The organism is Streptococcus uberis (genome assembly GCF_900475595.1).
GTDB lineage: Bacteria > Bacillota > Bacilli > Lactobacillales > Streptococcaceae > Streptococcus > Streptococcus uberis.
This window is the reverse complement of the sequence record NZ_LS483397.1, coordinates 1,137,499-1,161,129: the sequence shown is the minus strand read 5'-3', so window position 1 is coordinate 1,161,129 and position 23,631 is coordinate 1,137,499. Positions and strand designations below refer to the sequence as shown.

The window sequence follows — 23,631 nt, the reverse complement described above, 5'->3', positions numbered from 1 at the left end:
AAAGATATCAAAGAATAGGAGATAACCAATGAAAGGTATTATTCTAGCAGGTGGATCAGGGACTCGTCTATATCCACTAACACGTGCAGCTTCAAAACAGTTGATGCCAATTTATGACAAACCAATGATTTATTACCCATTATCAACACTTATGTTAGCAGGGATTAAGGATATTTTAATCATTTCAACACCTCAAGATCTTCCGCGTTTTAAAGATTTACTAGGTGATGGTAGTGAATTTGGAATCTCTTTATCATATGCTGAGCAACCAAGTCCAGATGGATTGGCACAGGCCTTTATTATTGGTGAAGACTTTATTGGTGATGATAATGTTGCACTTATTTTAGGTGATAATATCTATCATGGAAATGGCCTAACGAAAATGCTTCAAAAAGCTGCTTCAAAAGAAACAGGAGCAACAGTTTTTGGTTATCAAGTAAAAGATCCAGAACGCTTTGGCGTTGTTGAGTTTGATGAGCAAATGAATGCCATTTCAATTGAAGAAAAACCAAAAGTGCCTAAATCCAATTTTGCGGTAACTGGCTTGTATTTCTATGATAATGATGTTGTTGAGATAGCTAAAAACATTAAACCATCAGAACGTGGCGAACTTGAAATTACCGATGTTAACAAAGCTTATTTGGAACGTGGCGATCTGTCAGTTGAATTAATGGGTCGTGGTTTCGCATGGCTTGATACAGGTACACATGAAAGCCTTCTTGAAGCGGCACAATACATAGAAACCGTACAACGTCTACAAAATGCACAAGTAGCTAACCTTGAAGAAATTGCATACCGTATGGGTTACATTACTAAAGAACAAGTTTCAGAATTGGCTCAACCCCTTAAGAAAAATGAATATGGTCAATACTTGTTACGATTGATTGGAGAAGCTTAATGTCAGAAACTTTTTTTGGTAAAGAATTAGCCGCTCATCCTATTGATGCTATTCCAGGTCTAATTGAGTTTGATATCCCTGTACATGGTGATAATCGTGGCTGGTTTAAAGAGAACTTTCAAAAAGAAAAAATGATTCCTTTAGGATTTCCTGAGTCATTTTTCGCTGAAGATAAACTTCAAAACAATGTTAGTTTTTCACGTAAACATGTTTTACGTGGCCTACACGCAGAACCATGGGATAAATACATCTCAGTTGCTGATGAAGGAAAAGTGTTAGGCACCTGGGTTGATCTTCGTGAAGGGGATAGTTTTGGTCAGGTTTATCAAACTGTTATTGATGCTTCGAAAGGAATTTTTGTTCCTCGCGGTGTTGCCAATGGCTTCCAAGTTCTTTCTGATAAAGTAGCCTACAGTTACCTTGTCAATGATTATTGGGCACTGGAATTAAAACCTAAATATGCCTTTGTTAATTATGCTGATCCAAGTTTGAATATTTCATGGGAAAATTTGGAAGAAGCAGAAGTTTCAGAAGCAGATAAAAACCATCCTTTCTTGAAGGATGTGAAACCCCTTAAAAAAGAAGATTTATAAGTATATCATTTAGAGTCTTACTCTAAATTTAGGAGAAATATTAGACATGTCGGAATTTAAAAATATTATTGTTACTGGTGGAGCAGGCTTCATTGGTTCTAACTTTGTGCACTATGTTTACAACAATCATCCTGATGTTCACGTAACGGTCCTTGATAAATTAACATATGCAGGTAACAAAGAAAACATTGCTTCTATTTTAGGTGATCGTGTTGAACTTGTTGTGGGTGATATTGCTGATGCAGCTTTAGTTGATCAACTAGCTTCCAAAGCGGATGCTATTGTCCACTACGCAGCTGAAAGTCATAATGATAATTCATTAAACGATCCAAGTCCGTTTATTCACACCAACTTTATTGGAACCTATACGCTTTTAGAAGCAGCACGTAAGTATGATATTCGTTTCCATCATGTGTCAACGGATGAGGTATATGGTGATCTTCCTCTTCGTGAAGATTTACCTGGTCATGGTGAAGGTGAGGGTGAAAAATTCACTGCAGAAACGAAATACAACCCATCATCTCCTTATTCTTCAACAAAAGCAGCTTCAGACTTAATTGTAAAAGCTTGGGTTCGCTCTTTTGGCGTTAAGGCAACCATTTCAAACTGTTCAAATAACTATGGTCCTTATCAACATATTGAAAAATTCATTCCACGCCAAATTACGAATATCTTAGCTGGTATTAAACCAAAACTTTATGGTGAAGGGAAAAATGTGCGTGACTGGATCCATACTAATGACCATTCAACTGGTGTTTGGGCAATCTTAACCAAAGGTAAAATTGGTGAAACTTACCTTATTGGTGCAGATGGTGAGAAAAACAATAAAGAAGTCCTTGAATTGATTTTAGAAAAAATGGGACAACCTAAAGATGCTTATGACCACGTTACAGACCGTGCCGGTCATGACCTTCGTTATGCCATTGATTCTAGCAAATTGCGTGATGAATTAGGATGGACTCCTGAATTCACAAACTTTGAGGAAGGTTTAGAAGAAACCATCAAATGGTATACTGATCATGAAGATTGGTGGAAGGCTGAAAAAGAAGCTGTTGAAGCTAAATATGCCCAAACTCAAAAAGTTATCAAATAAAGAAAGCTCCTGATTTTCAGGAGTTTTTTTAGATTGACAAATAAGATGAAAGTGATAAAATATCTCTGTTAGATATTTGCCGATTTAGCTCAGTTGGTAGAGCAACGCACTCGTAACGCGTAGGTCACAGGTTCGATCCCTGCAATCGGCATAGATGATTACTAAGCATATCAAAAAGGCATCTTTTTTAAAAGATGCCTTTTTTAATAATTATGACGTTTTATTTTCCGAACAAACCTTTAACTTTGTCCATAATGCCACCAACACCTTCAGAACCTTCAATCAATGATTTAGCTTGTTCAAAATAGTTACCTAAATCACCTTTATGTTCTTCAATAAAATCTTTGGCACCAGCGAAATCTTTGTTAGCAATAAGGTCTTTAACTTGGTCGAATAATTCTTGTGGGTTCATTTTTTTACCTCTCTCTTTCTATCCTCATTAAACCATAAAATAGCTTACCATTCAAGCAATTTAGTCGAAGAAAACACAAATTGATTCTGGAAGGTAAAAATCATTTGATAATAGGCTTAATTGCCCATTTTCTTTATCTCTTTTGAAGACACTTGCATTGTCAGATTCTTGATGGGCAACGATCAGATAATCCTGGCTTGGACTGATGTTAAAATCTCTTGGTATATGTCCGCCACAGGGAACGATTTCCAATTTTTCGAGTTGGCCATCTTTTCGAATTTTAAATGAAGCAATGGAATCATGCCCACGATTGCTCGTATATAGGAATTTGCCATCTGATGAAATACGAATGGCAGCTGTTGCATTGTCTCCCTGGAAGTTTTCAGGAAGTGTTGAAATGGTCTGAAGTCTTTCGAAGTGACCGCAACCATTGTATATAAGGACTTCAACTTGGGCATTCAATTCACACAGGAGATAAGCCAATTTTTCTTTGGGATGGAAAACCAAGTGACGACTGCCAGCTCCTGGCAGAGAATGATAGGTTGCAATTGGTTTAAGCTTTCCTTCTGCACTAATATCATAGCTAGTTACTGTATCAGTTCCCAAATCACATGTCACTAAATATTGATCAGGGGTTAGCCCCACAAAATGAGCATGGGCACTTTTTTGGTTTGGGTGAGGCCCACTGCCTTCAAGTTGTACCAAATCTGTTAGAGTTAAAGCCCCATCATCTTTTTTTCTGTAAACAGTGATTTGTCCCTTGTGGTAATTGGCCCCATAAACTAGGGATCTTTTTTCATCTACGAATAAGTGGCAAAGTGGGGCCCCATCCAATAAAACAGTATTGATTAATTGACCGGATTTATGGTGTGCAGCAATGCCTCCTTGCTCACCATCTTTATGAACGGAATAGATAAGATCCTTTGAAATACCAAGATAAGTTGGACTATTTGTTTTGACCAGCAATTGGAGATTATGTAGTTGACCACTGTTTTCATCCAATTCTGCCTGATAGATACCTTCCGATTTTCCATGTGTATATGTACCGAAATATACTTTTGTTTTCATGCTTAAGTCCTCCAAGTGATTTTATCATAGCATATTTTTCCTAGATTGGTATAATAGATACAAAGAAAAAAGGGAGAATAGTATGACAAAATTAGCAACCATTTGTTACATTGATAACGGAGAGTCCCTTTTATTGTTGCATCGCAATAAAAAAGAGAATGACGTCCACGAAGGCAAATGGATCTCAGTAGGTGGTAAATTGGAAGAAGGTGAGACACCTGAGGAATGTGCCATTCGTGAAATTTATGAAGAAACACATTTAACCGTTGAAAAAATGGATTTTAGAGGCATTATTACCTTTCCAGAGTTTACGCCAGGACATGATTGGTATACCTATGTTTTTAAAATAACAGGTTTTTCAGGTGACTTGATTTCCAACGAAGAATCTCGAGAAGGGACATTAGAGTGGGTTCCTTATGAACAAGTCTTAGAAAAACCAACTTGGGAAGGGGATTATGAAATCTTTAAATGGATTTTGGAAGACCGTCCATTTTTCTCAGCAAAGTTTCACTATAACCAAGCTAACGAATTAATCGAAAAACAGGTTACATTTTATCAAAAATAGAAATAGATTTCGAATAGATAAGTGAGGATAATTGTTAATGCAAAAAAATACAAACGATCAGTTGAAGGAAAGTTGGTTTTACAAGTGGATTTTAAATAATAAGGCTGTTGTCGGTCTGATGATTTTGTTAGTGGTTTTTCTAACCATTTTTGTCTTTACAAAAATTTCTTTTCTGTTTTCAGCAGTTGGTTCTTTTTTGACCATTTTAATGCTACCATTGGTCATTTCGACAATCCTGTATTATTTAACAAAACCATTAGTTGATTTTATTGAAAAATTAGGACCAAATCGCTCTGTTTCAATAGTCATTGTCTTTGGTTTGATTATATGTGTTTTGATATGGGCTTTTTCAGGATTGATACCTATGATCAGTGATCAGACGACCACATTTATATCAGATCTTCCTAAATATGTTGAAACGATGGACAAAGAAGCAACCAAATTGCTCGAAAACAAATGGTTGGTCAACTATAAAGCAGAATTGCAAGATATGCTGACTAATATTAGTCAAAAAGCATTGGATTATGCAGAAAGTTTTTCAAAAAATGCCATTAATTGGGCTGGTAATTTTGCTAGCGCCATTGCTCGCATTACAGTTTCAATCATTATTTCCCCCTTTATTCTCTTTTATTTCTTAAGAGATAGTAGCATGATGAAAGATGGCCTTGTTAATGTCTTACCAACAAAAGTAAGAATTCCAATTTCACGTGTTTTGGGTGATATTAACCAGCAACTATCAGGCTATGTCCAAGGTCAAGTGACCGTTGCTATTATTGTTGGATTTATGTTTGGCATCATGTTTAGTATAGTTGGTCTTAAATATTCCATTACTTTTAGTATTGCAGCTGGATTTCTAAATATGGTCCCTTACTTAGGGAGTTTCTTAGCTATGATTCCTGTTGTTATTATGGCTATGGTTCAAGGTCCTATTATGTTAATCAAAGTCCTTATTATCTTTACAATTGAGCAAACCATTGAAGGGCGTTTTGTCACACCATTAGTCTTAGGTAATAAATTAAGTATTCATCCCATTACCATTATGTTCCTACTCTTAACAGCTGGTGCTATGTTTGGTGTTTGGGGAGTCTTCCTCGTTATTCCTTTCTATGCTTCAGTCAAAGTCATTGTTAAAGAATTGTTTGAATGGTATAAATCGGTAAGTAATTTGTATGTTGATAAGAAAATTATCATAAAGGAGAAAAAAGAACGTGTTAAATAGTGAAAAAATGATTGCTTCAATAGAACAACAAGATTTGGAACATGCCAATAAATACTTTCAAAAAGCTTTGAAAACGGATGATGATCAGACTTTATTGGCTTTAGGAGACTATTTGGAGTCAATTGGTTTTTTCCCACAGGCAAAAGAAATCTATTTGGCATTAAAGGAAGACTATCCGGAAGTATATCTGAATTTAGCACAAATTGCTGCTGATGATAATCAAATTGAAGAAGCCTTTTTATATTTAGACCATATTTCACCTGAAAGTGATGATTATGTCAATGCACTTTTGGTCATGGCTGACTTATATGATTTAGAAGGTTTGACAGATGTTGCTAGAGAAAAACTGTTAGAAGCTCGTAAAATCAGTCAGGATCCTTTAATTATTTTTGGACTTGCTGAGACCGAGATGTCCCTTAATCATTTTAAAGAAGCTATTGATCTATATGCCTCTTTGGATAATCGTGACATTTTAGCTATTACAGGCGTTTCAACTTACCAACGGATTGGTCGAGCTTATGCTGCTTTAGGAAAATTTGAGGCTGCCATCGAGTTCTTAGAAAAAGCTAATAGCATTGAGTATGATGATGATACGGTTTACGAATTAGCTACCTTGCTTTTTGAACAAGAGGAGTATCAGAAAGCCAACCTCTATTTTAAACAATTAGAAACCATGAATCCGGATTATTTGGGTTATGAATATGTTTATGCTCAAAGTCTTCATGCAGAACACAAAGCTGAGGAAGCTATGAGACTGGTGCAACAGGCCTTAAGAAAAAATGAGTTTGATAGTCAGTTATTATTATTAGCTTCTCAATTGGCATTTGAAAATCATGATACGGAGGCCTCTGAATCGTATTTACTTAAGGCAAAAGGAGTGGCCACTGATTTGGAAGAGGTCCATATGCGACTTTCGACGCTTTATTTAGATAATGAGCGGTATCATGATGTGATTGCTTTAGAGGAAAATGATATTGAAAATCTTTTAACCAAATGGAATATCGCCCGTGCCTATCAAGAATTAGAAAGAGATGACCAAGCATTAAGCTTATATCGAGACTTGGAAAAAGATTTGGCTGACAACCCAGAATTCCTTGAAGATTATCTTAGGATGTTACGTCTATTTGGAATGAAAGATAAAGCAATATCAGTCGCTAAAACGTATTTGAACTTAGTTCCAGACGATATGAACATGCAAGTACTCTTAGATGATTTAAAGAGTGATTTTTAACTTCCTGAAAATTTACAGAAAAAATGAAAATATTCACAAATCAATTTCAGGAACTATGATTTTTGAAGTGCTATAATAGTTTCATATTGTGAAATAAGGAGTTAAAAATGACAGATTCAGAAAAATTATACGGGGCTGACTTAGTTGTTGATAGTCTAATTAACCATGATGTCAAATATGTTTTTGGTATTCCTGGAGCTAAAATCGACCGTGTCTTTGATACTTTAGAGGATAAAGGACCACAATTGATTGTTTCTAGACATGAACAAAACGCAACTTTCATGGCACAAGGAATTGGTCGAATCACAGGCAAGCCAGGTGTTGTCATTGCGACAAGTGGACCTGGTATTTCAAACCTTGCAACTGGACTTGTTACAGCAACAGCTGAAGGAGATCCCGTGCTGGCTATTGGTGGTCAAGTTAAGCGTAGTGATTTATTGAAACGTTCTCACCAATCCATGAATAACGTGGCTATGTTAGAGCCTATTACGAAGTACTCAGCTGAGGTTCAAGACGCTAATACACTTTCTGAAACGATTGCAAATGCTTACCGACGTGCCAAATCAGGCAAACCTGGAGCAAGTTTTATTTCCATTCCTCAGGATGTGACTGATAGTCCTGTCAGCGTCAAAGCTATTAAACCATTAACTGCTCCCAAGTTGGGTTCTGCCTCTGTGGAAGATATTAATTATCTAGCACAGGCCATTCGTAATGCTGTTCTACCTGTTTTACTTTTAGGAAATGGTGCTTCTGATGAGAAAGTAACAGCCTCTATCCGTAAATTATTAGAATCTGTTAAATTACCAGTTGTTGAAACCTTCCAAGGTGCTGGGATTGTATCCCGTGAGTTAGAGGAAGAAACCTTCTTTGGTCGTGTCGGACTTTTCCGTAATCAACCTGGCGATATGTTATTGAAAAAATCTGATTTGGTCATTGCGATTGGTTATGATCCAATTGAATATGAGGCACGCAACTGGAATGCTGAAATTTCAGCCCGTGTCATCGTTATTGATGTGGCACAAGCTGAAATTGATACTTACTTCCAACCAGAAAGAGAATTGATTGGTAATATTGCTGATACCATTGATTTATTGCTTCCAGCTGTCAATGGCTATGCTCTACCTCAAGGATCAGTTGAATACCTTCAAAATTTGAAGAAAAACTTAGATGGTGATATTAAATTTGATCGTCAATCAAAAGAAGGACTTGTGCATCCATTAGATGTTATTGATATTCTTCAAGATCAAGCAAAAGATGATATGACTGTGACAGTTGATGTCGGTAGCCACTATATTTGGATGGCCCGTTATTTTAAATCCTACGAAGCTCGTCATTTGCTTTTCTCAAATGGTATGCAGACATTAGGTGTTGCTTTACCATGGGCTATTTCTGCAGCCTTAGTGAGACCTAACAAAACAGTGCTTTCTGTATCAGGTGATGGTGGCTTCCTCTTCTCTGCACAAGAATTAGAAGTAGCGGTTCGTTTGAAATTACCAATTGTTCACATGATCTGGAATGATGGCCGTTACAACATGGTAGAATTCCAAGAAGAAATGAAGTATGGTCGTTCAGCTGGCGTTCAATTGGGTGATGTTGATTTTGTTAAATACGCAGAGGCTTTTGGAGCAAAAGGTTACCGTGTTGATAGCAAAGAAAGTTTCAAAGAGACTTTAGAACAAGCCATCAAAGAATCAGCAAACGGGCCAGTATTAATTGATATCCCAATTGATTACAAAGATAATGGTCGTCTTGGCGAGACGATTTTACCAGACGAATTTTATTAAGAAGGTGCAAAATGTCTAATAGCAGTATTTTATTTCAACATAATACATTAGCTTCTTTAATGGCTGGTCTCTACAAGGGTACCCTTCCTTTAGAAAAATTATTAGAACATGGTGATTTGGGAATTGGAACCTTAGATGGTATTGATGGTGAATTAATTATTTGTGATGGAAAAGCTTATCAAGCTATTGGTACTGGTCAGCAAGCAGAAGTGATTGAACTTTCGGGTAATGAAACTGTTCCATATGCTGCCATTGTCAATCATAGGGCAGATCAACGATTTGACTTAAACGAACCTATGGATCACGAGCTTTTAAAAGCTCAGTTGGAAAGCTTTTTTTCAAGTAAAAATTTATTCCAATCCATTAAGATTAAAGGTCATTTCAAGCAAATGCATGTGCGCATGATTCCAAAATCGCCAATTGGCAAACGCTTTGCAGAGATTTCTAACCAACAGCCTGAGTTTACAGAAGAAGATATTTCAGGTACTTTGGTCGGATTTTGGACTCCTGAACTTTTTCATGGAGTAAGTGTGGCAGGCTATCATTTGCATTTTATTTCGGATGATAAAACTTTCGGCGGACATGTTATGGATTTTGTCTGTGATCAGGCTAGTGTCGAAATTGGCCACATTGATGCCTTGGTTCAAGATTTTCCAAGTCAGGATGCTAATTTTAAAGAGGCAAGTTTTAATGTGGAACAACTGAAAAACGATATTAGTGATTCAGAATAACGAAAGGTCTAGGAAAGCCTTTCTTGACTGATTGATACAGACTTGATGAGTGTTTTTTATTCAATCAAAGGTTTTGTGACAGTTTATAGTCAATGTAAAGGAGATATAATCATAGTCCTATATATGATCAATACTAAAAGGCGGTGGAATGATTCCACTGCCTTTAATTGATTTTCATTTGGTCAATTTTTTCTTTTTCCGGAGTTACCCGTAGTGTCTTTTGGCCTGTGTAAGTTACAAAACCTGGTTTTGCTCCACTTGGTTTATGCAATTTTTTGGCTTCAATCATGTCCACTTGTAAGAGGTTGGAGTAGCGCCCTTTAGAAAAATAAGCTGCCAACTCTGCGGCATCCGTTTTAACCTCATCACTAGGATTTAAATTATCTTTGATGATGACGTGACTACCGGGAATATCTTTAGCATGGAACCAGAGTTCTCCTTTTTTAGCCATTTTGAAGGTCAGCTCTTCATTTTGGAGATTGTTTCGTCCAACTAAGATAATGGTTTTGCCGTCGCTAGCAAGGTATTGCTCTGGTTTTTTACGTTTGTGGCGTTTGTCTGTTGCACGACGCTTCATAAAACCAGCTTGAACCAATTCTTCTCGAATATCTTCGATTTCATCAAGGTTAGCCTGTGAGAGATTGTACTCAACACTTTCATAATAATGAATGCTTTGCTTAGTTTCTTCAATTAGGCCAGATAAATGTTTAACAGCTTCTTTTAGTTTTTGGTATTTTTTAAAGTAGCGTTGGGCATTTTGATTAGGGCTAAGGGCTAAATCTAAAGAAATGGTAAGTGGTTCACCAGTGTAATAGTTATCTAAGGTAACCGATTCTTTATTATTAGGAACCAAGGAAAGATAGGTGGTCAGCAATTCTCCTTTTTGCCGAAAGTCTTCAGCATTTTCAGTAGCTTTCAATTCGGCTTCTTGTTTCCTTAATTTGAGACGGTTTTTATCCAATTCATTTTGGACACGGTGTATTAAATCACTGGCTTGTTGACTAACTCGGTCACGCTCTGCTTTTTCTAAGTAGTAATAATCTAAAAGTTCAGAGAGCTGTTCAAAGGATTGGCCACTATCTGAAAAAGGAACTGCTGAGAAAGCATTTTGAGTGAGATGAGGTGAGACTTCCTGATTGAAGAACTGTCTAAATACCTTTAATTTATCTGTTGTCAACCGCTCTGCCAGTTGGTTAGCTGTATCACGACCTAAGCCTTGGAAAAGTTTTTGAAGGTTTTTAGGAGAAAGGTCCTGGGTTTGTAAGATTTCAAAAAGGGGTTCATCCTCAATGGTAAAAGGATTTTTTGCCCCTGTCTTAGGTGGCTCGATATATGTTGAGCCAGGTAAAATAGTTCTGTAAGAATTTTGTGAGAAGCCAACATGCTTAATAGACTCAATAATTTTATTTTGATTGCGATCTACTAAGATGATATTGCTGTGCTTACCCATAATTTCAATGATTAAGGTCGTTTTGATGTCATCACCAATTTCATTCTTATTGGAGACACCAATCTCGATAATTCGGTCATTATCTATTTGCTTAAATGATTCAATGACAGCACCTTGAAGGTATTTTCTCATAATCATGGTAAAGGTGTTTGGCACCTGTGGGTTTTGAAAATTGCTATCCGTTAATTGAATGCGCCCAAAAACAGGATGGGCTGAAATGAGGACTTTAAAATTCTGGCGATGATTTCGGACGCCTAGAACTAATTCACGCTCGTAGGGTTGGTTCACTTTTTGAATTCGTCCATTCAGAAGTTTATCAGAAAGCTCCTCAGTTAAATAATGTAAGAAAAAGCCGTCAAAAGACATGGTTTCTCCTTTCTGTCGTTTCGTCCTATCATTATAACATAAAGGCAGGTCCCACTTGAAAAAATTTTCTCTAAAGTCTTGCAATTTCTAAAAATTAAGCTATAATGAATAAAAAAACGAAAGGAAGTCCAAGAAATGAACACAACTATGATGACAAATTGGCAAAGCTGGCATAGATAAAGTTGTGTTTATGGACTCGCATAGATACGACTTTTAGAGCACTTCTAAAAAGTATCTATGCGCTAATACTCTGATAAAAAAGCGCTTAGTAGATTCTCTGACTGGGTGCTTTTTCTTTTTGCATAAACAGGACAATGAAAGGAGATATGAATGAAAAATAAAAGTTTAATAGCAACACTCATTATGATCACAAGTCTGGTTTTTTTATCCCTCTTTTTTGAGAAAGACAATAAACAACTAGCATTAAAACAAAAACCAGTGGTCAAAATCGGTATCTTACAATTGGTAACTCATGAGGCACTTGACCAAATTGAAAAAGGCATTGAAGACGAACTGCAAAAAAATCCAAGTTCTCATCAAAAACTGCAAATCACACTAATGAATGCTGAAGGCGACCAAAGTAAAATACAGACCATGAGCCACCAACTGGTAGACAAAGGCAATGATATCGTCATTGGAATTGCTACACCAGCAGCCCAAGGATTAGCAACTAGCAGTAAAAAAGTACCTGTTGTCATGTCGGCTATTTCGGATCCCATAGGTGCAAAGTTAGTAAAAAACCTAGACAAACCAGAGGGAAATGTTACAGGATTATCCAACAAGGTGCCCTTAAAACAAACCGTTCAACTGATTAAAAGTCTAACGCCACAAGTGAGAAAAATCGGAGTGCTCTATGCTAGCAATGAGGACAATTCCCTTTCACAAGTTAAAGACTTTACAGCTTTTGCCAAAGTAAAAGGGTTTGAAGTTATCCCTTATGCAGTTCCTTCAACAAATGAAGTACCATCAACCATGTCAGTTCTGACACAGAAGGTAGATGCTTTATTTATCCCACAAGACAACACCATTGCTTCGGCCTTTGCCTCTGTGGTCAGCGCAAGCAATGCTGCCAACTTGCCAGTCTACTCCAGCGTCGATACTATGGTTAGAGATGGTAGTCTGGCATCCGTTAACCAAAACCAATACCAACTAGGGGTAGAAACAGCCAAGCAGGTTAAGAAGTTATTGGCTGGTAAATCCGTTTCACAAGTACCTGTTAAAGTCGTTGACAATGGGAAACCCGTCATTAATAAAGCTGTGGCTGATAAACTGGGAGTGACGATCCCAGAAGCTTTGCAAAAAGAATCTGATATTCTTAACAAATAGGAGAAAGGGGTACTTATGATTATCTCAGCAGTTTCACAAGGTCTTTTATGGGGTGTACTTGGTTTAGGCATCTATTTGACCTTTCGTATTTTAAATTTTCCTGATATGACCACAGAAGGCTCCTTTCCTTTAGGGGGAGCAGTAGCTGTTACAGCCCTTAATCAGGGCCTTAATCCTATATTAGCAACCATTTTAGGGATGGCAGCGGGAGCTTTGGCAGGTCTCATAACGGGTCTTTTATATACCAAGGGAAAAATTCCAACTATTTTGGCGGGGATTTTGGTTATGACCTCTTGTAACTCTATTATGCTAATGGTTATGGGACGGGCCAATTTAGGGCTTCATGACTTAAAACGCCTGCAAGATTACCTTCCATTTTCTTCAGAGGTTAATAATCTTCTCATGGGATTCCTAGCCGTTCTGGTCATTATCTTCTTACTGATTTATTTTCTCTATACTGATCTTGGCCAGGCTTATATTGCCACGGGTGATAACCGTGAGATGGCTAAGAGTTTTGGCATACATACGGACCGCATGGAAATGATGGGACTGCTTGTCTCAAATGCCTTGATTGGTTTATCAGGTGCTCTTGTCAGTCAACAAGATGGTTATGCAGATGTTTCCAAAGGGATTGGTGTTATTGTCATCGGTTTGGCAAGCATCATTATTGGTGAAGTTCTCTACTCGACAGGATTGACGCTTTTTGAACGCTTGGTCGCTATTATAGTAGGTTCAATCCTCTACCAATTTCTTATTATGCTTGTAATTGCCTTGGGCTTCAATACCAACTATTTGAAATTATTTAGTGCCATTGTCTTAGCGCTTTGTCTCATGGTACCTGTTTTGAGACAACGTTTCTTTAAAGGGATTAAGGTGAGCAGATGAAAAAAATAATTGAACTCATTGATGCTAGTTTGGTGGTTAATAATGGATTTGACGATTCTAAAACCATCTTGGACAAGGTTACCTTGACCATCTATGAACATGATTTCATTACCGTTTTAGGTGGTAATGGGGCAGGCAAATCGACGTTGTTTAATGTTATTGCTGGCAACCTCACTTTGAGCAGTGGTCAAATCAAGATTTTGGGGCAAGATGTGACCTATATGCCAGCTGAAAAAAGAGCCAGCTTCTTAGCACGTGTTTTTCAGGATCCCAAAATGGGAACAGCACCTCGTATGACGGTTGCTGAAAACCTCTTGATTGCAGAAAAACGGGGACAGAAACGACAATTGCTAAAACGCAGTATCGCTAGCAAAAAAGATACCTTTAAGGCATTATTGGCACGAACGGGCAATGGTTTAGAAAATCACTTAGACACGCCGACAGGTCTCTTATCTGGAGGTCAGCGTCAGGCTTTAAGTCTGTTAATGGCAACTTTAAAGAAGCCGGACCTATTGTTATTAGATGAACATACTGCAGCTCTAGATCCTAGGACCAGCCGTTCCCTCATGGCTTTAACGGATCATTTTGTTAGTCAGGACCAATTAACAGCCCTCATGATTACACACCATATGGAAGATGCTTTGACTTATGGCAATCGTCTCATTGTCATGAAAGATGGTAAAATCATCAAAGATCTCAATAAAGAGCAGAAAGCTCAAATGACTATTTCGGATTACTATTTATTATTTGACTAAAAAAGATTAGTCTCTAGCCTTTAGGTTAGAGGCTTTTTTCCTTAAAAAAAGTGGCCTTAATAGGGCATTCACCCAAGAAAAAGTTGGAAAAATGTGGTATACTATTTAAGACTGTAGCTTAGCTACAAAGCAGTAAATCGACTTACAATGATAAGGACCGTATGTAATAAAAAATGTTTAAAGGAGTAACATGAGTGATATTAAAATAATCGCCCTTGGTGGCGTGCGTGAGTATGGGAAAAACTTCTATTTGGTTGAAGTGAATGAGTCAATTTTTATCTTGGATTCAGGATTGAAATACCCAGAAAATGAACAATTGGGGGTTGATGTTGTCATCCCTAATTTAGATTATGTGATTGAAAACAAAGACAAGGTTCAAGGTGTCTTCCTGACCCATGGACATGCGGATGCTATTGGTGCTTTGCCTTACTTATTATCAGAAGTCTCTGTGCCTGTATTTGGTTCTGAGTTGACCATTGAGTTGGCCAAATTATTTGTCAAAGCCAACAATAGCACTAAGAAATTCAAAAATTTCCATGTGGTTGACAGTGAAACAGAAATTGAGTTTAAAGATGGATTGGTTTCTTTCTTTAAAACCACCCATTCTATTCCAGATAGTTTAGGGATAGTCATTGGTACTGACCAAGGGAATATTGTTTATACTGGTGATTTTAAATTTGACCAAGCAGCGCGTGAGTTTTACCAAACTGATCTTTCCCGACTTGCTGAAATCGGTAAGGAAGGTGTTTTAGCTCTGCTTTCGGCGTCAGCCAATGCCACATCAAACATCCAAATTGCCAGTGAATCAGAAGTTGGTGAGGAAATGGATCATGTTATCGGTGAAGCAGAAGGACGAGTGATCGTAGCTGCGGTTGCTTCCAACTTGGTTCGTATTCAGCAAGTTTTTGATTCAGCGGCTTGTCATGGCAGACGTGTTGTTTTAACGGGGTCTGATATTGAGAATATTATCCGTACAGCCATTCGTTTGAAAAAATTGACCATCGTTGATGAAAAATTATTGATCAAACCAAAAGATATGGCAAAATATGAAGATCATGAGCTCATCATTTTAGAAGCTGGTCGAATGGGTGAACCTATTAATAGCTTGCAAAAAATGGCATCGGGTCGTCACCGTTATGTGAACATCACAACAGGAGACTTGGTCTATATCGTGACAACTCCAAATGTGTCAAAAGAAGCTATGGTAGCGCGTGTTGAAAACTTGATTTATAAAGCAGGTGGCAGTGTTAAACTCATTACACAAAACTTACGGGTTTCTGGTCATGCCAACAGTCGTGACTTGCAGCTAATGATTAACTTGATTAGACCTAAGTATCTCTTCCCAGTTCAAGGGGAATACAGGGACTTGGCCGCTCATGCGGCTTTGGCTGAGGAAGTTGGTCTTTACCCTGAAAATATCTACATTATGAAACGTGGCGATATTATGATCTTAAATGAGGAAGGTTTCCTGCACGAAGGGGGCGTTCCAGCAAGTGATGTCATGATTGATGGTAATGCCATCGGTGATGTTGGTAATATCGTTCTTAGAGACCGTAAAGTCTTATCCGAAGATGGGATTTTTATCGTGGCCATTACCGTTAATAAACGTGAAAAACGCATTGTTTCTAAAGCTAAAGTCAACACAAGAGGCTTTGTCTATGTTAAGAAAAGCCGTGACATTTTAAGAGAAAGTGCTGATCTGGTTAACACGACTGTTGAAAATTACTTGCAACAAGATAATTTTGATTGGGGTGAATTGAAAGCTTCTGTTCGAGATGAATTATCGAAGTTCTTGTTTGATCAAACCAAACGTCGTCCAGCCATTTTACCTGTTGTCATGGAAGTGCGTCAGTAACATAAAGAAGACAAAAATGATATCTTACTTAAGAGGTTAGTGATAACCTCTTTCTTTATCACAAATCAGTTCATATAAATTTAGGAGGAGTTATGGCATCCATTCATATTGAATACCGTTCAGAAGTCTTGCAAATGGAAAGACAAGTTAATGTCATCTATCCAGATCAATCTAGTCTTGAAGAGGCTGAAAGAGGGGATCAGGATATTCCTGTTCTTTACCTCTTGCATGGCATGGGTGGTAATGAAAATTCTTGGCAAAAACGGACTAATATTGAACGCTTAGTGCGTCATACCAATCTTATTATTGTTATGCCTTCCACTGATTTAGGATGGTATACCGATACAGCCTATGGTTTGAAATACTATAAAGCCATTGCAGAAGAGTTACCGGAAGTTTTGTATAATTTCTTTCCAAATATGACACAAAAACGCGAGAAAACCTTTATTGCTGGTTTATCGATGGGTGGTTACGGTGCCTTTAAATTGGCCTTGAAGACCAATCGTTTTTCTTATGCTGCTTCTTTTTCAGGAGCCCTAGCAAGTCCTGACTTTGCTTTAGAAGAGGTATTAGAAGAGGAAAAGGCTTATTGGACAGGCGTTTTTGGTTCCATTGAAATGCCAGACATTGAAAAGCATTTCTTGACAAGCATGGTTTCGGAATCTGACTTGAAAACCAAATTCTATGCTTGGTGTGGCTATGAGGATTTTTTGTTCCAGGCTAATGAGATAGCTGTTGCTCAATTAAAAGACATGGGCTTAGACCTTGACTATCAAAAAGATCATGGTACACATGATTGGTATTACTGGAACCAACAGTTGGATCGTCTTTTAGATTGGCTACCAATACATTATGTGAAGGAAGAAAGGCTGTCTTAAAGATAGGAAGTTGGATGTGATATGAAACGATTTATTAAAGCTATTTTGTGGTTACCTTTAACCCTCTTAAAATGGCTTTGGTCTATTATTTGGGGGTTTATTCAAACTATCCTTTTATTAGCCATTATTATTTTTGGCTTGCTTTATTATGCTAACCATAGTGATTCTCAGTTGGCTAATACCATCTCTAACATCAGTAATCAGGTCGTTACTTTCTATAATATTTGGAAAGATTCGGATGCTAAGTTGCAAGACAAACTTAGTCAGAAAGTAACTTCTGATCATTACCAGCATCAAGATGGGGTTAAATGGACTAAAAATGAGGCCGGTGTTTACATCAAAACCACAAATCCCATTTTTGTCAATGCTTATCAAGCAGCCCTAAATAATTGGAACAGTACAGGACTCTTTCAGTTCAAGCTAGTTGATTCAGAAGACCAGGCTGATATTGTTGCGGATGAGACTAGTGATGCCAGTCTTGATGCGGCCGGCATTGCCAAGGTACAGAGTCAAGAACTCTTAAAAGTGATTCGTCATGCTGATGTATACTTGAACGCCTATTATTTGCTTGATAACCAGTACGGCTATAATTCTGAAAGGATTGTCCATACGGCAGAGCATGAACTGGGTCATAGTATTGGTTTAGACCATAAAGACGATAAGGAATCCGTCATGCAATCTTCAGGATCTTTTTATGGGATTCAAGAGACAGATATGGAAGCTGTGCGTGCTCTTTATCAAAATGAGAAATAGCATTCTAAAAATGCCCCAGAACGGGGTATTTTTTGCTACAATGGAGGTATGATTATTTTACAAGCCTCTAAAATTGAACGTTCTTTTTCAGGTGACGTCCTTTTTGAAAATATCAATCTCCAAGTAGATGAGCGTGACCGCATTGCCCTGGTTGGTCCTAATGGTGCCGGGAAATCCACGCTATTAAAAATTTTGGTTGGTGAAGAAAGTCCAACCAGTGGAGAAATCACACGCAAGAAGGATTTAACCTTATCTTATTTAGCCCAGGATAGTCGTTTCCAGTCGGATCAAACCATTTACCAAGAAATGTTACATGTCTTTGATGATTTGCGCCAAGATGAACAAAAATTGCGGCAAATGGAAGCGGATATGGGCATGTTAACAGGCACTGATCTTGACAAGCTGATGCATGATTATGACCGTCTGACAGAAAGCTTTCGCCTTAGGAACGGTTTTTCTTATGAATCAGATATTAAAGCCATTTTGAATGGTTTTAAATTCGATGAGTCCATGTGGGATATGCCCATTGCTGCCTTATCAGGGGGACAAAACACCCGTCTGGCTTTAGCCAAAATGCTTCTGGAAAAACCAGAGTTATTAGTTTTGGACGAGCCGACAAACCACTTGGATATTGACACCATTGCCTGGTTGGAAAATTACTTAGCTAACTATCAAGGTGCCCTAATCATTGTTAGTCACGACCGATATTTCCTAGATAAGGTTGCAACCATTACATTGGATTTGAACCGACAAGGGATTGATCGTTATGTCGGGAACTATTCAAGATTCATTGACTTAAAGGCCGAGAAAATTGCTAGTCAAGCCAAACAATTTGAAAAGCAACAAAAAGAAATTGCCAAATTGGAAGACTTTGTCCAAAAAAATATTGTTCGGGCTTCTACTACTAAACGGGCTCAGGCAAGACGCAAGCAGTTGGAAAAAATAGAACGGCTCGATAATCCGGTTTCTTCACAAAAGTCTGCTCACATGACCTTTCATGCTGAAAAACCATCAGGAAATGTCGTTTTAACGGTGACGGATGCCGCCATTGGCTATGACCAAGAGGTTTTGTCAGAACCCATTAATCTAGAAGTAACAAAATACGATGCCATTGCTATTGTGGGACCTAACGGTATTGGAAAGTCAACCCTAATGAAATCCATTATCAAACAGATTCCATTTATCAAAGGTCAAGTCAAATATGGTGCAAATGTGGACATCGGTTATTACGACCAAACCCAATCTCGACTCACTAAAAGCAATAGTGTCTTAGAAGAACTTTGGGGAGACTTCCCAAGAACAGCAGAAGTCGACATTCATAACCGACTAGGAGCCTTCCTTTTTTCCGGGGACGATGTCAAAAAATCTGTTGGCATGCTATCAGGGGGAGAAAGAGCCCGCCTCTTACTAGCCAAATTGTCCATGGAAAATAAAAATGTCATGCTCCTTGATGAGCCTACCAACCATCTAGACATCGACAGCAAAGAAGTACTGGAAAATGCACTCTTGGACTACGATGGCACGCTCTTGTTTGTCAGCCATGACCGTTATTTTATCAATCGCATAGCCACCAAAGTATTGGAAATCTCTGAAACAGGTTCCACCCTTTACCTAGGTGATTATGATTATTACCTAGAGAAGAAAGCAGAGCTAGAAGAATTAGCTCGCCTCCAGGAAGAAGAAAAAAGTGAGCAGCCAGCGGAGACCCTTCAGAATAATTATCACTTACAAAAAGAAAACCAAAAGGAAATCCGCAAACTGCAAAGACGATTACAAGAAGTGGAAAACCAGTTAGAAGAAGTGGATCAAAGCATTGTAGAAATTGAAAACCGCATGCAATCAACCAATGATCCAGGACAATTAATTGATGACCAAAAAGAATTAGATCTCTTAAATCAGAAACAAGAGAGTCTCATGTTGGAGTGGGAAGAAATTGGTACACAATTAGATTTGTAAAAAGAAAAAAATAGCCAAAGAGGGGATGACAAAAGGAATCCTCTCTTTTTTATCTGTTATATATAAATAGCTTTGGCACTATAACAGATTTTGTTATCCTATTCACAAGGAGTGGATTTTATTGAAATGCTTATTTTACGGTATAGAAAGCGGTTTTAAATTCTTGCAAATAGTGAAAAAATAAGTTAGTATTAATGAGTAATATGAAAAAATGGAGGCCAAAATGGTAACAGTTTCTAAAGAACAACATTTGGATATGTTTTTAAAAATGGAACGTATCCGTGAATTTGATTCACGAATTAACAAGCTTGTACGTCGAGGATTTGTACAAGGAATGACTCACTTCTCAGTAGGTGAAGAAGCGGCCAATGTTGGTGCAGTAGCACACTTAACTTATGATGATATTATTTTCTCAAATCACCGTGGACATGGACAATCAATCGCAAAAGACATGGACCTTAACAAAATGATGGCTGAGTTAGCTGGTAAAGCTACAGGTGTCTCTAAAGGTCGTGGTGGTTCAATGCACTTAGCAGACTTTGAAAAAGGAAACTACGGAACTAACGGTATCGTTGGTGGTGGTTACGCTCTTGCAGTAGGTGCAGCCTTAACACAACAATATAAAGAAACAAACAACATCGTTGTTGCCTTCTCAGGAGACGGTGCAACTAACGAAGGATCATTCCATGAGTCTGTTAACATGGCAGCTACTTGGAAACTACCTGTTATCTTCTTTATCATTAATAACCGTTATGGTATCTCAATGAACATTAACAATGCTACTAACACACCACACTTGTACACACGTGCAGAAGCATAAGGTATCCCAGGTTTCTACTGTGAAGATGGAAATGATGTATTAGCAGTTTACGAAACTATGGATCAAGCGGTTAAACACGTTCGTGGTGGTAACGGACCTGCAATTGTCGAAGTAGAATCTTACCGTTGGTTTGGTCACTCAACTGCCGATGCTGGTAAATACCGTACTAAAGAAGAAGTTGATTCTTGGAAAGCAAAAGACCCAATTGTTAAATACCGTCAATACCTTACAAAAGAAGGCATTGCAACTGAAGAAGAATTGGATGCAATTCAAGCACAGGTCGTTAAAGAAATTGATGATGCTTATGAATATGCTCAAAACAGTCCAGACCCAGAACTTTCAGTAGCCTTTGAAGACGTTTGGGTAGACTAAATTCGGATTTAGCCGTAAACCGTTTTAGATTAACAAGAATACGATTAAAACTAGGAGTAAATAATGAGTGAAACAAAATTAATGGCTTTACGTGAAGCTGTCAATCTTGCCATGACAGAAGAAATGCGCAAAGATGAAAACATCTACCTCATGGGAGAAGATGTTGGTATTTATGGTGGTGACTTTGGAACATCAGTAGGAATGATTGAAGAGTTTGGACCAAAACGTGTTAAAGACACACCAATCTCAGAAGCTGCTATCTCAGGTGCAGCAATTGGTTCTGCCATCACAGGACTTCGTCCAATCGTTGACGTAACCTTCATGGATTTCTTAACCATCATGATGGATGCAATCGTTAACAATGGTGCCAAAAACAACTACATGTTTGGTGGAGGACTTAAAACTCCCGTAACATTCCGTGTGGCATCAGGTTCAGGTATCGGATCAGCAGCACAACACTCACAATCATTAGAAGCTTGGTTAACACACATTCCAGGTATCAAAGTAGTCGCACCAGGAAATGCTAACGACGCTAAAGGTTTGTTAAAATCTGCCATCCAAGATAACAATATCGTTCTTTTCATGGAGCCAAAAGCCCTTTATGGTAAAAAAGAAGAAGTTAACCAAGATCCTGATTTCTACATTCCACTTGGAAAAGGTGAAATCAAACGTGAAGGTACCGACTTAACAATCATCTCTTACGGACGTATGTTAGAACGCGTTCTTCAAGCAGCAGAAGAAGTTGCAGAAGAAGGCATCAATGTTGAAGTACTTGACCCACGTACATTAGTACCACTTGACAAAGAATTGATCATCGAATCAGTTAAGAAAACTGGAAAAGTCATGTTAGTCAACGACGCTTACAAAACTGGTGGATACATTGGTGAAATTGCAACCATGATCACAGAAAGCGAAGCCTTTGATTACCTTGATCACCCAATCGTACGTTTGGCAAGTGAAGATGTGCCAGTACCATATGCACGTGTCTTAGAACAAGCTATCTTACCAGATGTTGAAAAAATCAAAGCTGCTATTGTTAAAATGGCAAAAAATGGTAATGCATAACAAAAGAATGAAGTCTCTATCTGGAGGCTTCCTTCAGTGTATTCGGTAGAGAATTATGACGACATGACTTCTGAAGAATTCATGGTCTGAGATAATAGGAAAGGAAAATTATGGCAGTCGAAATCATTATGCCCAAACTCGGTGTTGACATGCAAGAAGGCGAAATCATCGAGTGGAAAAAACAAGAAGGTGACACTGTAAACGAAGGTGACGTCCTCCTTGAAATTAATTCTGACAAAACAAACATGGAAATCGAAGCGGAAGATTCAGGTGTCCTCCTTAAAATCATCCGTCAAGAAGGTGATGTGGTGCCTGTAACAGAAGTTATTGGTTACATCGGTGCAGAAGGTGAATCCGTTGACAACATTGCTTCAAGCGAAAAAACAAGTGAAATCCCTGCACCACAATCTGCAGACGCAGCACCAACAGTAGCACCAAAAGAAGATGTCGAAAGACCAGCTCTTGCTACTGCGCAAACAACTCTTCCTCAAGATGACGGTTCTCCAATTCGTGCCACACCAGCTGCCCGCAAAGCTGCAAAAGAAATGGGACTTAGCCTTGGTCAAATCCCAGGTTCAGGACCAAAAGGTCGTGTACATGTTGAAGACGTTGAAAACTTCAAAAATGCACAACCTAAAGCATCACCACTTGCTCGTAAAATGGCTGCAGATGCAGGTCTTGACCTAGCATCCATTTCAGGAACAGGCTTCAAAGGCAAAGTTATGAAAGAAGATATCCTTGCTGCCATCGAAGCAAGCAAGCCTGCCCAAGCTGTAGCAGCAAAACCTGCTAAAGAAGAAAAAGCTAAAGCAGAATTACCTGAAGGTGTGGAAATCATTAAGATGTCTGCAATGCGTAAAGCCATTTCTAAAGGTATGACCAACTCTTACTTGACGGCACCTACATTCACGCTTAACTATGACATCGACATGACAGAGATGATTGCACTTCGTAAGAAATTAATTGATCCAATCATGGAAAAAACTGGCTTGAAAGTCAGCTTCACTGATTTGATCGGTATGGCAGTCGTTAAAACCTTGATGAAACCTGAGCACCGTTACATGAATGCTTCATTAATCAATGATGCTCAAGAAATTGAATTACACAAATTTGTCAATATTGGTATTGCCGTAGGATTAGATGATGGATTGATTGTACCAGTTGTTCACAATGCAGATAAAATGACACTAGCAGACTTCGTGGTCGCTTCAAAAGATGTTATCAAGAAAACACAAGCTGGTAAGCTAAAAGCTGCAGAAATGTCTGGTTCAACATTCTCAATCACCAACCTTGGTATGTTTGGAACGAAAACCTTTAACCCAATTATCAACCAACCAAACTCAGCTATCTTGGGTATCGGTGCAACCATTCCAACACCAACAGTTGTTGATGGTGAAATTGTGCCTCGTCCAATCATGGCAATGTGCTTGACCATCGACCACCGTTTAGTTGACGGTATGAATGGTGCTAAATTCATGGTTGACCTTAAAAACTTAATGGAAAACCCATTTGGTTTGTTAATCTAAGTTTTTTAAAAGACTAAGCAGAGTAAAAAG

General features: G+C 38.1%; 20 protein-coding genes, 1 tRNA gene and 1 pseudogene. 19 read left to right on the top strand and 3 right to left on the bottom strand.

Annotated elements, in window-relative coordinates:
* The first annotated feature begins 28 nt into the window (after positions 1–28).
* The 4 genes from rfbA to DQM95_RS06085 all read left to right on the top strand — a co-directional run bounded on the left by rfbA (position 29) and on the right by DQM95_RS06085 (position 2,735).
* The gene (gene rfbA / locus DQM95_RS06100; RefSeq protein WP_037591956.1) at positions 29–898 is read left to right on the top strand and encodes a glucose-1-phosphate thymidylyltransferase RfbA; all 870 of its coding nucleotides are present in this window, start codon (positions 29–31) and stop codon (positions 896–898) included.
* Positions 898–1,491 carry a dTDP-4-dehydrorhamnose 3,5-epimerase family protein gene (locus DQM95_RS06095; protein ID WP_037591959.1) on the top strand — a complete coding sequence of 198 codons (594 nt, stop codon included), beginning with the start codon at positions 898–900 and terminating at the stop codon, positions 1,489–1,491. The genes rfbA and DQM95_RS06095 overlap by 1 nt, the downstream gene beginning before the upstream one ends.
* Positions 1,492–1,537: 46 nt before the next feature.
* Complete coding sequence (gene rfbB / locus DQM95_RS06090; RefSeq protein ID WP_012658606.1) at positions 1,538–2,584, top strand: dTDP-glucose 4,6-dehydratase; 1,047 nt, start codon at positions 1,538–1,540, stop codon at positions 2,582–2,584.
* A gap of 78 nt (positions 2,585–2,662) precedes the next feature.
* Positions 2,663–2,735, top strand: a tRNA-Thr gene (locus DQM95_RS06085).
* A 69-nt stretch (positions 2,736–2,804) separates the two neighbouring features.
* On the opposite strand, the gene DQM95_RS06080 is transcribed toward DQM95_RS06085, so the two are convergent.
* Positions 2,805–2,996: a hypothetical protein gene (locus tag DQM95_RS06080; RefSeq protein ID WP_012658605.1), complete on the bottom strand. Its 192-nt coding sequence runs from the start codon at positions 2,994–2,996 to the stop codon at positions 2,805–2,807.
* Positions 2,997–3,056: 60 nt separating this feature from the next.
* Positions 3,057–4,064, bottom strand: coding sequence for a lactonase family protein (locus tag DQM95_RS06075; RefSeq protein WP_111685971.1), 1,008 nt, complete (start codon positions 4,062–4,064; stop codon positions 3,057–3,059).
* 82 nt (positions 4,065–4,146) lie between these two features.
* On the opposite strand from DQM95_RS06075, the gene DQM95_RS06070 reads away from it, so the two are divergent.
* The 5 genes from DQM95_RS06070 (at position 4,147) to budA (ending at position 9,594) form a co-directional block, all read left to right on the top strand.
* Complete coding sequence (locus DQM95_RS06070; protein ID WP_012658603.1) at positions 4,147–4,629, top strand: NUDIX hydrolase; 483 nt, start codon at positions 4,147–4,149, stop codon at positions 4,627–4,629.
* 37 nt (positions 4,630–4,666) lie between these two features.
* Entirely contained in the window at positions 4,667–5,848 is a 1,182-nt protein-coding gene (locus tag DQM95_RS06065; protein ID WP_012658602.1) for an AI-2E family transporter, read from the top strand.
* Positions 5,838–7,079, top strand: coding sequence for a tetratricopeptide repeat protein (locus tag DQM95_RS06060; RefSeq protein WP_037591962.1), 1,242 nt, complete (start codon positions 5,838–5,840; stop codon positions 7,077–7,079). Before DQM95_RS06065 ends, DQM95_RS06060 begins: the two co-directional genes overlap by 11 nt.
* A 107-nt stretch (positions 7,080–7,186) precedes the next feature.
* Positions 7,187–8,863, top strand: coding sequence for an acetolactate synthase AlsS (gene alsS / locus DQM95_RS06055; protein ID WP_037591963.1), 1,677 nt, complete (start codon positions 7,187–7,189; stop codon positions 8,861–8,863).
* 11 nt (positions 8,864–8,874) lie between these two features.
* Positions 8,875–9,594, top strand: a complete 720-nt coding sequence (budA, locus tag DQM95_RS06050; protein WP_037591965.1) for an acetolactate decarboxylase — start codon at positions 8,875–8,877, stop codon at positions 9,592–9,594.
* 163 nt (positions 9,595–9,757) lie between these two features.
* Here the strand turns inward: budA and DQM95_RS06045 are convergent, their stop codons facing one another.
* Positions 9,758–11,410, bottom strand: a complete 1,653-nt coding sequence (locus DQM95_RS06045) for an NFACT RNA binding domain-containing protein (protein WP_037591967.1) — start codon at positions 11,408–11,410, stop codon at positions 9,758–9,760.
* Positions 11,411–11,740: 330 nt separating this feature from the next.
* On the opposite strand from DQM95_RS06045, the gene trpX reads away from it, so the two are divergent.
* The 10 genes and pseudogenes from trpX (at position 11,741) to DQM95_RS05995 (ending at position 23,601) form a co-directional block, all read left to right on the top strand.
* The gene (trpX, locus tag DQM95_RS06040; RefSeq protein WP_037591968.1) at positions 11,741–12,736 is read left to right on the top strand and encodes a tryptophan ABC transporter substrate-binding protein; all 996 of its coding nucleotides are present in this window, start codon (positions 11,741–11,743) and stop codon (positions 12,734–12,736) included.
* Positions 12,737–12,751: 15 nt separating this feature from the next.
* Positions 12,752–13,621, top strand: a complete 870-nt coding sequence (locus tag DQM95_RS06035) for an ABC transporter permease (RefSeq protein WP_037591970.1) — start codon at positions 12,752–12,754, stop codon at positions 13,619–13,621.
* Positions 13,618–14,376 (top strand): ABC transporter ATP-binding protein, encoded by a 759-nt coding sequence (locus tag DQM95_RS06030; protein ID WP_012658595.1) that lies wholly within the window; start codon positions 13,618–13,620, stop codon positions 14,374–14,376. The genes DQM95_RS06035 and DQM95_RS06030 overlap by 4 nt, the downstream gene beginning before the upstream one ends.
* 190 nt (positions 14,377–14,566) lie before the next feature.
* A complete protein-coding gene (locus DQM95_RS06025; protein ID WP_037591972.1) occupies positions 14,567–16,231 on the top strand; it encodes a ribonuclease J in 1,665 nt (554 codons plus the stop codon).
* Between the two features lie 92 nt (positions 16,232–16,323).
* Positions 16,324–17,109, top strand: coding sequence for an alpha/beta hydrolase (locus tag DQM95_RS06020; RefSeq protein WP_012658593.1), 786 nt, complete (start codon positions 16,324–16,326; stop codon positions 17,107–17,109).
* Between the two features lie 21 nt (positions 17,110–17,130).
* Positions 17,131–17,862: a matrixin family metalloprotease gene (locus DQM95_RS06015; protein ID WP_037591973.1), complete on the top strand. Its 732-nt coding sequence runs from the start codon at positions 17,131–17,133 to the stop codon at positions 17,860–17,862.
* Between the two features lie 48 nt (positions 17,863–17,910).
* Positions 17,911–19,818: an ABC-F family ATP-binding cassette domain-containing protein gene (locus DQM95_RS06010; protein WP_037591974.1), complete on the top strand. Its 1,908-nt coding sequence runs from the start codon at positions 17,911–17,913 to the stop codon at positions 19,816–19,818.
* 223 nt (positions 19,819–20,041) lie between these two features.
* Positions 20,042–21,010: pseudogene (locus DQM95_RS06005) on the top strand (thiamine pyrophosphate-dependent dehydrogenase E1 component subunit alpha).
* A 63-nt stretch (positions 21,011–21,073) separates the two neighbouring features.
* The gene (locus tag DQM95_RS06000; protein ID WP_012658589.1) at positions 21,074–22,075 is read left to right on the top strand and encodes an alpha-ketoacid dehydrogenase subunit beta; all 1,002 of its coding nucleotides are present in this window, start codon (positions 21,074–21,076) and stop codon (positions 22,073–22,075) included.
* Between the two features lie 110 nt (positions 22,076–22,185).
* A complete protein-coding gene (locus tag DQM95_RS05995; RefSeq protein WP_037591975.1) occupies positions 22,186–23,601 on the top strand; it encodes a dihydrolipoamide acetyltransferase in 1,416 nt (471 codons plus the stop codon).
* The last annotated feature ends 30 nt before the right edge of the window (positions 23,602–23,631 follow it).

Coding starts and splice junctions, on each gene's coding strand:
- DQM95_RS06065 (WP_012658602.1), top strand. CDS start 4,667: ATGCAAAAAAATACAAACGATCAGTTGAAGGAAAGTTGGTTTTACAAG.
- DQM95_RS06025 (WP_037591972.1), top strand. CDS start 14,567: ATGAGTGATATTAAAATAATCGCCCTTGGTGGCGTGCGTGAGTATGGG.
- DQM95_RS06020 (WP_012658593.1), top strand. CDS start 16,324: ATGGCATCCATTCATATTGAATACCGTTCAGAAGTCTTGCAAATGGAA.
- budA (WP_037591965.1), top strand. CDS start 8,875: ATGTCTAATAGCAGTATTTTATTTCAACATAATACATTAGCTTCTTTA.
- DQM95_RS06015 (WP_037591973.1), top strand. CDS start 17,131: ATGAAACGATTTATTAAAGCTATTTTGTGGTTACCTTTAACCCTCTTA.
- rfbA (WP_037591956.1), top strand. CDS start 29: ATGAAAGGTATTATTCTAGCAGGTGGATCAGGGACTCGTCTATATCCA.
- DQM95_RS06000 (WP_012658589.1), top strand. CDS start 21,074: ATGAGTGAAACAAAATTAATGGCTTTACGTGAAGCTGTCAATCTTGCC.
- trpX (WP_037591968.1), top strand. CDS start 11,741: ATGAAAAATAAAAGTTTAATAGCAACACTCATTATGATCACAAGTCTG.
- DQM95_RS06010 (WP_037591974.1), top strand. CDS start 17,911: ATGATTATTTTACAAGCCTCTAAAATTGAACGTTCTTTTTCAGGTGAC.
- alsS (WP_037591963.1), top strand. CDS start 7,187: ATGACAGATTCAGAAAAATTATACGGGGCTGACTTAGTTGTTGATAGT.
- DQM95_RS06075 (WP_111685971.1), bottom strand. CDS start 4,064: ATGAAAACAAAAGTATATTTCGGTACATATACACATGGAAAATCGGAA.
- DQM95_RS06045 (WP_037591967.1), bottom strand. CDS start 11,410: ATGTCTTTTGACGGCTTTTTCTTACATTATTTAACTGAGGAGCTTTCT.
- DQM95_RS06070 (WP_012658603.1), top strand. CDS start 4,147: ATGACAAAATTAGCAACCATTTGTTACATTGATAACGGAGAGTCCCTT.
- rfbB (WP_012658606.1), top strand. CDS start 1,538: ATGTCGGAATTTAAAAATATTATTGTTACTGGTGGAGCAGGCTTCATT.
- DQM95_RS06035 (WP_037591970.1), top strand. CDS start 12,752: ATGATTATCTCAGCAGTTTCACAAGGTCTTTTATGGGGTGTACTTGGT.
- DQM95_RS06095 (WP_037591959.1), top strand. CDS start 898: ATGTCAGAAACTTTTTTTGGTAAAGAATTAGCCGCTCATCCTATTGAT.
- DQM95_RS06080 (WP_012658605.1), bottom strand. CDS start 2,996: ATGAACCCACAAGAATTATTCGACCAAGTTAAAGACCTTATTGCTAAC.
- DQM95_RS06030 (WP_012658595.1), top strand. CDS start 13,618: ATGAAAAAAATAATTGAACTCATTGATGCTAGTTTGGTGGTTAATAAT.
- DQM95_RS05995 (WP_037591975.1), top strand. CDS start 22,186: ATGGCAGTCGAAATCATTATGCCCAAACTCGGTGTTGACATGCAAGAA.